Source organism: Paenibacillus sp. FW101-FHT12H11, assembly GCF_058790355.1.
The window spans coordinates 1,136,807-1,149,691 of the sequence record NZ_JBYTCO010000001.1 but is presented as its reverse complement, the minus strand read 5'-3'; the positions used below and the strand labels follow the sequence as shown (position 1 = coordinate 1,149,691).

General features: G+C 49.4%; 7 protein-coding genes. 1 reads left to right on the top strand and 6 read right to left on the bottom strand.

Annotated features, from left to right (window positions below; translation table 11 throughout):
• Positions 1 to 164 precede the first annotated feature (164 nt).
• Entirely contained in the window at positions 165 to 6,125 is a 5,961-nt protein-coding gene (locus AC3WTJ_RS04795; protein ID WP_492520813.1) for a discoidin domain-containing protein, read from the top strand.
• Between the two features lie 184 nt (positions 6,126 to 6,309).
• On the opposite strand, the gene AC3WTJ_RS04790 is transcribed toward AC3WTJ_RS04795, so the two are convergent.
• From AC3WTJ_RS04790 to AC3WTJ_RS04765, 6 genes are all read right to left on the bottom strand, one after another.
• Positions 6,310 to 7,092: a DeoR/GlpR family DNA-binding transcription regulator gene (locus AC3WTJ_RS04790; RefSeq protein ID WP_157319384.1), complete on the bottom strand. Its 783-nt coding sequence runs from the start codon at positions 7,090 to 7,092 to the stop codon at positions 6,310 to 6,312.
• Positions 7,093 to 7,185: 93 nt separating this feature from the next.
• Positions 7,186 to 8,553 (bottom strand): ABC transporter substrate-binding protein, encoded by a 1,368-nt coding sequence (locus tag AC3WTJ_RS04785; RefSeq protein WP_492520812.1) that lies wholly within the window; start codon positions 8,551 to 8,553, stop codon positions 7,186 to 7,188.
• 38 nt (positions 8,554 to 8,591) lie between these two features.
• Positions 8,592 to 10,007 (bottom strand): MBL fold metallo-hydrolase, encoded by a 1,416-nt coding sequence (locus tag AC3WTJ_RS04780; protein ID WP_492520811.1) that lies wholly within the window; start codon positions 10,005 to 10,007, stop codon positions 8,592 to 8,594.
• A gap of 14 nt (positions 10,008 to 10,021) precedes the next feature.
• A complete protein-coding gene (locus tag AC3WTJ_RS04775) occupies positions 10,022 to 10,828 on the bottom strand; it encodes an HAD family hydrolase (RefSeq protein ID WP_492520810.1) in 807 nt (268 codons plus the stop codon).
• Positions 10,829 to 10,889: 61 nt separating this feature from the next.
• On the bottom strand, positions 10,890 to 11,783 hold the full coding sequence (locus AC3WTJ_RS04770; RefSeq protein WP_492520809.1) for a carbohydrate ABC transporter permease: 894 nt from the start codon (positions 11,781 to 11,783) through the stop codon (positions 10,890 to 10,892).
• A gap of 22 nt (positions 11,784 to 11,805) precedes the next feature.
• Positions 11,806 to 12,882 (bottom strand): carbohydrate ABC transporter permease, encoded by a 1,077-nt coding sequence (locus tag AC3WTJ_RS04765; protein ID WP_492520808.1) that lies wholly within the window; start codon positions 12,880 to 12,882, stop codon positions 11,806 to 11,808.
• Between the last annotated feature and the right edge of the window lie 3 nt (positions 12,883 to 12,885).

Genomic DNA, 12,885 nt, shown 5'->3' with positions numbered 1-12,885 from the left:
AAATTGACTAGGAATTTCCGCTTATTGTAAACAGGATTCGACAGAAGATATAATCGCGTTGGAAATAAAATTTCCAAAATAATGAAGAATGTTGTTTCTTTTTGTCAGTTCACAACATTCAAGCTAGTAAGCCCTATCGGGCGAAAAAGGAGGAATATGAAGGAATGAGTTCACCCAAGAAAAGAATACGCAAGAAATTGACCCAAACCGCATCATCAGCGCTCGCTCTTTCTGTGCTTCTTGGGTCCTGGAGCGGAATGCCTGCCCCGGCATCGGCTGCGAATGCAGGCGAAACGTCCCACCTTCTGACTTATGAAGGTGCAGCCTACGCCTCGTCAACCGAAGGAGGTTTGACGGCGGACAAAGCGTTCGACGGCAATACCGACTCCCGTTGGGGTAGTGCGTTCAGCGCCGGCGAGCAGTGGATCTACGTAGACCTTGGTTCCAAAGCCAAGATCGACAAAGCCGTGCTCCGCTGGGAGAATGCCTATTCAAAGTCGTACAAGATCCAAGTATCTGACGACGAAACGAACTGGAAAGACATCTACACAGATACCAAAGGAGACGGTGGCGTTGACACCATCGCCTTATCTGGCGAAGGACGTTACGTCCGCATGCTGTCGCTTGAGCGCAGCGGAGGCTATGGCGTTTCCCTCTATGAGTTTGAAGTATACGGTACAGGCGGCAGCAACCCGCTCCCTGTCGTGCTTGGCGAAGATGTCGCTTTGAATAAACCGGTAACGGCTTCTTCAACCGCTGCGCCTGACAAAGATAAGCCCCTTTTATTGCCTGAATATGCGGTGGATGGCAATGCGACAACAAGATGGTCTTCTGCGAGCACGAGCGATGAGTGGATTTATGTTGACCTTGGCAGCAAACATGACATTGGCCGCATCCGCTTGAACTGGGAAAATGCAGCCGGTCGTATCTATGATTTGCAAGTATCGGACGATGCCCAGAACTGGACAACGATTTACCGTGAAATTAACGGTCAAGACGGCTGGATGGATACGCAGGTATATGCCAGTGGACGTTACGTTCGTATGAAAGGGATCTCCCGCACGACGAGCTACGGCTACTCCCTGTTCAATTTCAGTGTGTACGATTATGTGGATGGCGATCCGAAACCGGCTTATACCATTCCTTCCCTTCCTACCGCATCGACCGTTGAAGTAGGCAAAGGCAGCTATTTGAGCAGCGACATCAACATGCCGCAGCCCCGTCCCCCTGTAAATAAAACAGATGACGTGAAAGGTCCGATTCCTTCTAATGATTGGTGGCAGTCCGTTCTTATTAAAAACTTGAGTGACAGCCTCATCACGCTTCCGCTCAAATCCAAATATACGACGATGGGCCTCGGTATCCTGAACCCGGGTGCGGGTTGGGTGAATGACACAGGCAACTCCCAAGCAGCCGATGGCGCGCCTGACTTCTACTTGAACGCCGGAAACATCTCCCCATCGCATATTAAGAACAAAGTAGCCGGCTATGGCGACTGGTCTGCAACCGTTCAGCTAAGCGACAACGACACGGAGAAAATGAAAACGACGTTCGTCAAAGGCTCGCCGTACCTGTATTCGGAATTCAGCGATCCAACGACACCGGAATTGAACTTCCCGGTTTCCACAAGCTTTTATGACGACAACGGGAATCCGGTTCTCTTAGGTGAAGGCACTACATTGACGGCAGACCACATCGGTTTTACCGTTAACAACGTGGATGGCTCACCGCAATCCAAACCCGTGACTCGCCACTATGGCTTGTTCGCACCGCAAGGCTCCGTCTTCATGAAAGTCGGCAACAAGATCAAAGTTCGACTCGGCAGCGGACAGAACTACCTGTCTCTTGCCTCTATGCCGGCTGCCAGCGATTTGAACTATTTTTATAAACACGGCTATGCCTTCATTAAAAATACGACCGTAACTCCGGGCTTCGATGAGAACACCTCCGAAGTCACTACCCGCTTCGACGTCGAGATCGATCAGAAGCGCGCGGACATGGAGCCAACGACGCTGATGGCACTCCTCCCGCATCAATGGAAGCAAACGTCCTCTTCGCTGACTTCGCTTTCTTACGAGTCCATTCGTGGCACATTGAAGCTTCATGAGGGCAATTCGTTTACGACAGTTGACCGTTTTAACGGTATCGTCCCTCAATTTACAGAGCCGGGAGATCCGACTTACTCGCGGGAAACGCTGCTTAAACAGCTAAGTTATCTGGACGAATCAACCTCGAAGAACATCATGTCTGGCGATGCTTATTGGCAAGGCAAAGTGCTTCATCCGCTGGCAATGGGCGTCCTGATCGCCGATCAGATCGGGGACCAAGCATACAAAACTGTGTTCTTGGAGCGACTCAGAACGATCTTGACGGACTGGTACACTTACACCAAGGGAGAGCCGGATTACTTCATGTACTACGACCCAACTTGGGGGACAATGTATTACAAGAACAGCGAATTCGGTGCTAATACTGGCCTGACGGACCATCATTTTACCTATGGTTATTATGTCTTCGCTTCCGCAGTACTTGCCACTTACGATCAGGACTTCAAAAACAATTACGGCGAGATGGTTGAGCAACTGATCCGTGACTACGCGAATCCGTCGAAAAGCGATCCGATGTATCCGTTCCTGCGCAACTTCGATCCGTACGAGGGCCATTCATGGGCTGGCGGTTACGGGGATAACAACAACGGGAACAATCAGGAAGCAGCGGGCGAGTCCTTGTTCGGCTGGGTTGGCGAATACATGTGGAGCCTGATGTCCGGCGACAAGGAGTTCCGTGATATCTCCATCTATGGTTTCACGACAGAATTGAAAGCAGTTGAACAATATTGGTTCAACTATGACAACGACAACTGGCTGCCTGGATTTGCTCACAAATCCGTTGGCCAAGTATACGGCAGCGCGTACAACTTCGGAACGTTCTTCAGTGGCGACCCTGTCAACATTTACGGCATCCACTGGTTACCGACTGGCGAATACCTGACAAGCTATGGTTTCGATCCTGCGAAAGCTGCAGACCTGTATAACGGTCTTGTCAAGGATAACAAAGGCCCGGAAAACGCATGGCAGCACATCGTTTGGCCAATTGAATCCTTAAGCGAGCCGCAAACGGTACTTAATAAATTTACGACCGAGAATACGCAAAAGAATGAGATTTTCAACACGTACTGGTTCGTTCACAACATGGCGACTCTCGGAACACGTACCAATGACATTTGGGCAAGCGGCTGGACAGGAGCTTCCATTTATAAGAAAGATTCGGTATACTCCGCACTGATCTGGAATCCGAAGAACGAAGCGGTTACGGTGACCTTCCACAATGCAGCCGGCGTAACTGGCTCCGCAAAAGTTGGACCGAAATCACTCGTGAAAGTAGATCCGATGAAAGTGACGGATTTTGATAGCAACACACCACCGCAGCTTGCGGCAGATACAACACAAAACACGATTGGCCAACCGATCGACATTACGTTTGCCGACCATCTAAAATGGCGCGAGTCCATCTCCTCCGTACTTGTCAATGGAGCAGCCATTGATGCCAAGCAATATAGTGTACAAGGCGGCAAAATCACCTTAAACAGCAGCACCTTCCCAGTGGAAGGCAGCTACACAATTACCTTTCAATCTGCTGGCTACCCGGATACGAGCGCTCAGCAAGTCGTCATCACGAACTCAACGGTAAATCTTGCGCTGAACAAACCGACCTTTACGTCGGATAAAGCGAAAAACCCTGGCTCCAACGCGGTTGACGGCAAGCAGGATACACGCTGGGAATCCGATTTCAGCGATCCGCAGTATATCGGTGTCAACCTGAACTCGGAGTATAAAATCAGTCATGTCCGCTTGAACTGGGAGAATGCAGCTGGTAAAAGCTATACCGTTCAAACTTCTGTGGACGGCCAAACTTGGCAAACGGTATACACGACCACACGTGGTCATGAAGGTCTCGACGACATAAAATTCCCAGCCGTGAATGCCAGATACGTCAAAGTAGAAGGCACAGAGCGGACGACAAACTACGGTTACTCTCTATGGGAGATGGAAGTGTTCGGTACGCCGGCAGGCGATCTTGACGCTCCGAAGTTGACGGCGGATACGACCATGAATCGTGCAGGTCAATCAATCGACATCGGCTTTGATGACTTCGCAGATTGGAGAAACGCGGTCCTTGGCGTGAAAGTGAATGGCGTGGCGGCATCTGCTGCACAATACGTCGTTTCACCAGGTAAAATTACACTGAATGGCGCCTTGTTCCCTGAAGCCGGCAGCTACGACATTTCCGTTGAGGCTAAAAGTTTTGCCAATGCTGCGGTTCAGCAAACAATCGTGACGAACTCGAACGTCAACCTTGCTTTGCGCAAACCGACACTCACCTCAGCGAATCCAAAACAACCCGGCAAAAATGCCGTTGACGGAAACACCGCTACGAGATGGGAGTCCGATTTCAGCGATCCGCAGTACCTAACGGTCGACCTTGGCGCAGATAACACTATTTCCCGTGTGCTTCTGAACTGGGAGAATGCGGCCGGCAAGAGCTACACGGTTGAAGCCTCTTCAGACGGTAAAGACTGGAAGACGGTCTATGCGACAACAACAGGCAAACCTGGCATCAACGATATCGGATTCTTGCCAACGCAAGCACGATACGTGAAAGTAAACGGAACTGAGCGCACGACAGCCTACGGGTTCTCGCTTTTGGAATTTGAAGTGTATGGCAATGCTTCCAGCTTGCCGAGCGCGCCGGAGTTATCAGCAGATACAACGGATGCGAAAGTCGGTCAGCCGATCGACATCACTTTCGACGATGATGCTACATGGAGAGGCACGATTGAATCTGTCAAAGTTGACGATACAGTGGTTGGCTCCGGCCAATTCACATTGTCTGCAGGCAAAATCACTTTAGACGCTTCGCTTTTCAAAGATGCAAAAACGTATCGAATTTCGGTTCAAGCGAAAGGGTACACGGAAGCATCCGTACAGCAAACCGTCGCAGCGAAAGATATTCCGGGGAATCCGAATACAGATCCGGACCCAGATCAAGGCCATGGAACAAATCCGACGAATCCGACGAATCCTAATCCGTTAAATCTCGCTTACGACAGACCGACAGCTTCGTCGCCGGACTACCACCGTTCCAGCGCAGATGCCGTCGACGGCCGATTCGATCGCCGCTGGGAGTCCGCTTTTGAAGACAACCAATGGATGAGTGTTGATCTAGGAGCTCCAAAAACGATTAACAACGTCGTTCTAACGTGGGAGAATGCCTATGGCAAAGCCTATACCATCGATGTCTCCCTGGATGGGCAAACATGGACAACGGTATATGCAACAGAGAATGGCAACGGGGACGTTGACGATCTGACATTTGCTCCAGTTAGTGCAAGATATGTGAAGATGAACGGAATCAAACGTGGAACACCATACGGCTTCTCGTTATGGGAGTTCGAAGTTTACGCCGGTAATCAAGCTCCGCTTGCAGGACCTGTATTGACGGCCGATACGACCGATAACATTCTTGGTCAAACCATCGACATCACGTTTGAGGACAATAGCGCTTGGAGAAACGCAATTAACGCAGTTGAACTGAGCGGCGTTACCCTTCGCGCTGATCAATACAAAGTATCTGCAGGCAAAATTACACTTAACGCTGCTTTGTTCACGGAAGCTCGCCCTTACGAAGTGAAGGTGCGGTCAACTGGCTATGACGACGATACGGTTGTACAAGCCATTATTCCTGCAGCTAATCTTGCGCTTAACAAACAAGTCACCACTTCCGAAACGCCGCTTCAAAGTGCGCAGTTCGCTGTGGATGGAAACAAAAGCACACGTTGGGAATCGCCATTCAGTGATTCGCAATGGATCTGCGTTGATCTTGGGCAATCCTACAAAATCGGTCGCATCCTTCTGAACTGGGAAAATGCTTCAGCGAAGGCTTACACCATTGAAGTGTCCACGAACGGCGAGAACTGGACGACAGTATCCTCGACAACGTACGGAGACGGCGGTAAAGACAACATTCTCTTCAGCCCTGTTGACGCTCGTTACGTGAAAGTCGCTGGCACACAACGCAATACGCAATACGGCTACTCCTTATTTGAGCTAGAAGTATACGAATAATAAGAAAGGACCGTCAGGCTTAATTGCCTGGCGGTCCTTTTTGGGTTGGACGTATTTACGAAACTTTTGTATTCGTGCCCACTCAATGGGAACTGGAGTCCTCTATTCGGAACCACAGTTCCCCTTAATCTTGGAATCATGCATTTTCAAAGAAATAACGGCTTGTAGTTCTCCAATGCCAAACTTACCTTTCACTCTGATCATCACCGCTGGTAACGATCAGGTTACGGACCGTTTCCCGCAGACTCTCGCGCATATCGTGCGGCGTCCCTTCATCGGTCACTAGCGTTTGAATCCGATTAAGCTCCATCCCAAATAGAAATCCGCTGCGGTTGGCTTTGGACGAATCCGCCATGAGAATGAGGTGATTACTCTGCTCAACCATCATCTGCGCAATTTGCAGAGGCTCCCATTTGGAATAATAAATGCCTTGTGTACCAAACCCCATGCAGGAAAAAAGCGCTTTGTCGAAGCGATATTGACGAAGCTCGCAGTGCAGCTTATAGCCGAATGTCATCCCATCCTCGCCCACCTCGCCACCAACCAGATAGACACTCAGCTTTCCTTTCTTCTGAACAAGATTCAAGGCGACCATCGCCGAGTTCGTCACGATCGTCAGGTTTTTATCTGCGGGAATCAAGCGCGAGAGCACAAGCCCGGTCGTATTGCCATCCACGAAAACACTATCGCCATCCTCCAATAAGAGCACCGCCTCGCGGGCAATAGCCTCTTTACGTTCCAGATTCAGCTGCATGCGATCATAATACGGCATGTCCCACGTTGTCTGCTCTCTTTTCACCGCACCGCCGTACGTTCTTCGAACAATGCCTTTTTCGTCCAAAATACGTAAATCCCGGCGAATTGTTTCCACCGAGACTCCATAAGCCAACATTAATTCATCGACAGAAACGCTGCCGGTACGCCGCACATCCATAATAATTTCATTTCTTCGACGGACTGAGTTCACACCTGTAACCTCCCCTGACGTTAGTAAAACAAGGCTTCCTCATAAGCCCTAATGGCGCTTACGCAGGAAGCCTGTTACCTATTGTTTTAGAGCTTATTTGAATTCTTTGAGCGCTTTCGTGGAATCATCTTGCGCCTTCTTCAGCGCATCGGCCGGAGATAATTTACCGGCAGTCATCGCTTGCAAAGCTTCTCCAACCGCCGTATCCATCTTGTTGCGCGCAGCACTGGAGACATCGATTCGCGCAAAAGGGAACACTTCATCGAAAGCCTGCTTCTTCTGCGGGTTATCCGTATAATTTTTCTTCAATAAATCTGTATTCTGTGCGGATAACGTTGCTGGGAAATAACCTGTTTTGGCAGCATAAATCGATTGCGCTTTAGATTCAGCGAAATACTTCATAAACAACCAACCTGCGAGCTGTTTCTCTGGCGTTGTTTTGAACAGGACTTGATTGCCCCCGTATAATTCCGTCACTTTGCTTCCACTTTTCCCCTGCGGGATTAGCGTAATGCCCCATTTGAACTTATCTTTCACCAGATCAAGTTTGGAGCTTGTACGAGCCGTCGTACCGATTTCCATCACAGCTCTACCGTTCGTAAACTCCTGCTCCGTGTCCTGGGCGAACAGAATCGCTTTCTTATCCACCAAATTCTTGATGATACCAGCCAATTCCAATGCCTGTGGATTATCGTAGTTCACACCGCTTTGATCCAGATTAATGGGATCAATGCCGTAAGTACGCAGCCAGGTGCGGAATGTTCCGCCATTATTGGCATTCCCCATAACCAGGGCGGGAACACCTGTTTTTTCCGTAATGTCCAGCGCCATCTTTTCAAATTCCTTCCAGGTGGCTGCCGGCTTCTCATATCCTGCTTTCTTAAGCAGATCTATGTTGTAATACACGCCCATGGAGGAGTTGCCGTGCGGCCAACTCATCGTTTTCCCATTGTATTCCGGGATTCGCTGACGAGCCAATACGCCTGGCATGATATCATCCAGCTCTGCCTTTTTCAATCCGTTAACCGGATCGTTGATGTAGTCGTCGAGCGCTACAATTTTGTCTGCTTTCATATATTCCAGCGTATCGCTCTCATAGGACATGGCTACGGCCGGAAGGCCCCCGCCTTGCAGGGCAGCGCGCACTTTTTTATTCAAATCGTCATACGAACCCTGGAACACTTCTTTGACAATAATTTTACCTTCATACTCTTTATTAAAAGCTGCGACCATCTCTTTAATTGCATCGCCATAGATCGTTGCTTGAATATGCCAGAAATCGATCGTAATCGGCCCGTTTTTCCCAAGCTCAATCCCTTGCGCTACTTTAGATTCCTCTTTTTTATCCGTTTGCGTGCTGGCCGGCGCTGCTTGCTGCGGTGTTCCACAACCGATGGTTGCGAGAAGCAAAAGGCTCGCCATCGAAGCTTTCCAAGCGGGAAAACGTTTCGTCAAATTCATGGTTATCACTCCCTCGATTTGTATGTTGCATGAAGCATCTATTTACCAACGAGTTCTGAAAGTTCAAAGCTTTCTCCAGGAGCCGGACAATACTTCCTTATGCCACCGCTATTAAACAATGTCGGGTGTAAGCTGTGCAAAGGAACAACTAATTTCGGGGAAATCCGCGTAGTTAATTCGGATATCTCCTGCGGGGAGGCATGGCCTCCTGTTGCACAATAGCGATACTGAACACCAAATTCCGTGAGCCACTTCAGCAGCGTTTCGTCCGACGGCGTCAACGGATTACCGTCAGCATGAACGTAAATCGATGCCGAAGCGCGTAAGCCGAAGGTTTCCATTTCCGCTATAAGTGGTGTGTTCGGATAAGTAAGATAGACGGCATATGCCGATTTATTAGCCGTAATTTCATTCAGCGTTATAGGCGCATAAAGAAGATCAACCTCCTTGGAAGGGTGCGGCCCCTTGGACCATTGCGGTGTGCTCATAAGTCGAATGACATCCTGATCGACATCAAGCGCTGGATGCCCGGCTAGCACCGATAGTCTCGTGGAGGCCTCCTTCCACAGAACGGCTGTACTTTCGTCCATCACAAGCTGACGACCCGCTTCCTTGGTGCGGATAATCAAATCAGCGACACGCTCCACGTTGCGAGCGAGAATGTTAGCATACACCAACCCCTCCGTGTCTTCCATCGCACGGCGGCACTCGACAGCCACTTCAACTTCAAGTCGATCCTTCGGCTTGCGGAACAACGTGTCTGGGCGCATCCTTGTGCCTTCGGTGATGAGCAGGTCAACTTCAGCGCTTTGACAGCGTTCAATGAAGTGATCCAAGCGATGCGAATTCCGGCCATGGCGGCGCCAATCGGCCGTGAATGCGATTTTGTGCTGCGGCCCGTGAATAATGAAGCCCGTAACCCCTGGACTATCATGATCTACTTCGATGAACTCTATGCGGAAAGTGCCAAAGTCTACGATCTGTCCGTCCTCAATGAGACGAATATCTGCTTTCGTGCCTTCATACTCGCCTGCAGCTACAACACCTTCATACACCGCATAAGCGTCACGATGCATCCAGACAGGAAGTCCTTCGCGCAAGGAAGGAAGCAAAGCCATATGATCTTGGTGGATGTGGCTTACAAAACCATGCAGGTTATTTACCTGAGGAAAGTGATCTTGGCCCCACACTTGCGCAAGCTCAGCTTCCCCAACATCGCCCAGGAAAGCAGGATCATATAACCCCAATACAGGTGGCGCCATCCGTGTCAGCAAACTGCTTCGGATCCCAAAGTCAGAACGGACGCTGACTTCGCCTTTGAAAAATGCGCGTGCCATACCAAGATCAAACACAATTCCCGTGTCTCCACAGCTGTATAAAATGTGAACTCCGCCAATCGTGGTCAACCCGCCATAAAACGTTATGCGTTCCTCCAATTGAAGCTGCTGATTCATACACATTACCTCCTTTAATCGTGTTTAAGTTTGCTATCTTGAATATCCATTAAAAGGGATGCTAGTTCATCCAGCGTTGTCAGTCGTACATCCCACGGCGACGGGTCGGACGATGGGTACGCGGATATCCACGCTGTGCGACCACCTAACTTACGCACCGGATACAGATCGTTCCAAGCGTGATCGCCGATCGAGAGAATTTGTTCAGGCCGCAGCCCCTCTCGTTCCATCAGCTCACTCATGAAATGTTCCAAGCCAGCCGGTTTCCCCGCTCCGTACTTAATATCTGTAAACAATTCGCCTGCGCCGAGTGCAGCAATAAATTCACGACCTGTATTTTCCGGCGAATTCGTGAGCAACAGCTTCGAGCGGACTCCACTCAACTGACGAATAGCCTCATATAAACCTGCATGGCGTTCGAAACTCGACGAGCCCTGAAGCATTTCCTTGCGCACCTGCTGAAAAGCTTCCTGACGTTTGGCTTCGCCGATCCCATGCTTGACGGTAAACATGCTAACCAAGCTCCATGCGTCGCCGGCATAAATAGCTGGCGTGTTCCAATTTTGCTGTGATAATTCCGATACATCCCCAGGAGTTACCCGTGTCCAAGTATCCGTGCTCGGATGATACCAGTCCCCTATACGGCTTGTATCCCGGCCTGCAAGCAAACGCTCCATTTCTTCCAGAATCTCATCCAAACTTGCCGCATAATCTCCCTCTTGAAACAACAATTCCAAATACCGTTTGTAAAACGTGCCATCCTGATAAAGCGTACCATCCAAGTCGAATAAGACGACTTCAATCTCATGCAGCCAATCCATCTGATGTTCCTCCAGTGTGTTTCTTTGTTGTTTTAAAATTCTAAAGTGTTGGGGCTTTGGCTTATCCTTTGAGCCCAGCTGAGGTAATCCCTTGATGAAACCAATGCTGCGCGACCAAGTACAGCACGACAATAGGAGCGATTGTAAAAGTAGCCGCCGCCATTAAATGATGATAATTTGGCCCTTCTTCACTAACGAAATACAATAAACCTACTTGCAGTGGCCTGAGCGCTTCACTAGATGTAATCAACAATGGCCATAGGACACCGTTCCATTTTCCAATAAAGGCAAGTAATGCTGTCGTAATTAAGGAGGGCAGAACGAGTGGCAGCAGTACGGACCACAGATATCTGGCGCTCGACATGCCATCCACTTGGGCAGCTTCCCAGTACTCTTTTTGCACAGATAGAAAAGCTTGCCTTAACAAAAATATGGTAAAAGCCTCCGCCAAAAACGGCAGCATCATGCCCATATAACTGTCATAGAAACCCTGCCCCCCGTTCCCCGCCCAATCGTTACCGCCGGCAAAAGGTATATGCCGCATCGTCACGAAGTTAGGAACCAAAGTAACATCAAAGGGAATGAGCATCGTGATTACCACGAGCAGAAAGATGAGATTACGACCGCGAAATGTAAAATGGGTAATGGCAAAAGCAATCGGCACACACACGAGTAATTGAAGAGCCGTGCCAACGCCAGCGATGATCACCGTATTGACAAAATAGCGCTGAAAGGTGGATTCCGGTTTTAACCATGCTTCCGCATAGTTCTTGAGGTGCCATACATCCGGCAGCCATGTTGGCGGCATGCGATTAATTTCCTCCGCACTTTTTAGCGAAGTCAGAATCATCCATACGAAAGGGAACACCACACAGCAGGCTAACAATACCGTGCAAATCCACACGATTAACCATGTTATTCGGGAAGAGCGGCTTGATCCTACTGAGCCAAACATTCTTTTCATCCTCCATCCTGCATTAATGCATATAATGAACCTTTTTCTCGCCGTAACGCAGCTGCAGCCAAGTTAATCCAAGCAAGAGTACGAATAATACCATCGAGACAGCCGATGCGTAACCAACTTGACCGTACACATAGAAGCTTCTGAAAATATACAAGGGCAGTGACATCGTGGAACCTAATGGCCCGCCTTCTCCACCAGAGAACACATAAAACGCGTTAAACGATTCGAAAGCGCCAATCACAGAGACAATGATGAGTAAAAACCAAGTCGGCGACAGCAATGGCAGCGTAATATGTCGGATCGTATGCCACGTCCTGGCCCCATCAATTCGGGCCGACTCCGTCAGATCATGAGGAATTTGCGTCAACCCTGATAGGAACACAACAATTTGAAAGCCCAGACTACCCCATATCGTGAACAACATGATGACACCAAGCGCCCAAGTCGGACCCGCGAATGCCGATGGAATCGAAGATGGCCAGTGTCCGCCAAGCGATTGAATCAGCTTCATTAGAATGGGATCCGGGTCCGTCAGCCATTGCTGCGGCGTTCCTCCCACCTTGTTTACAGCCCAATTCGCGAGGCCCACGCTTGGATGGAAAATCCATTTAAATACAATTGCCGCCGCAACCTGTGAAGTAATGTACGGAAGGAAGAAAAGGACGCGCAACAAGGTTCTGCCTTTCGTTATATGAAACAAGACATAGGCAACAAAAAATGAAAGCAGCAATGACAAGGGAATCGTGCCTATGGCGTAAAAAACGGTAACCATGAAGCCTTGTCCGACAGGGCCCAGCTGTAAACCGACGGTTGGGTCTTGCACAACGAGGTCTTCTGTAAAAATACGAAGGTAATTATCGAATCCTACAAATCGCTCCGGCACATAACCCCACTTCCACAAACTCATCCACATGCCGAATAGCAGCGGCCAATAACGAAACAACAATAACAGAGCCAGCGCCGGAAGGGCATAACACAATCCCGTCCACGCTTCTATGGCTTTTCTCCGAGAACGCGATTTGACGATGGTGCGCTCCCGCATTTTTGGAATAGGCTTGTTGTCATAAGCAGCGGCTTCTTTCGTTATCACTTG

Bases quoted from the DNA above. Each gene is read 5' to 3' on its own strand.
- AC3WTJ_RS04785 (WP_492520812.1), bottom strand. From the start codon at position 8,553: ATGAATTTGACGAAACGTTTTCCCGCTTGGAAAGCTTCGATGGCGAGC.
- AC3WTJ_RS04795 (WP_492520813.1), top strand. From the start codon at position 165: ATGAGTTCACCCAAGAAAAGAATACGCAAGAAATTGACCCAAACCGCA.
- AC3WTJ_RS04780 (WP_492520811.1), bottom strand. From the start codon at position 10,007: ATGAATCAGCAGCTTCAATTGGAGGAACGCATAACGTTTTATGGCGGG.
- AC3WTJ_RS04775 (WP_492520810.1), bottom strand. From the start codon at position 10,828: ATGGATTGGCTGCATGAGATTGAAGTCGTCTTATTCGACTTGGATGGT.
- AC3WTJ_RS04770 (WP_492520809.1), bottom strand. From the start codon at position 11,783: ATGTTTGGCTCAGTAGGATCAAGCCGCTCTTCCCGAATAACATGGTTA.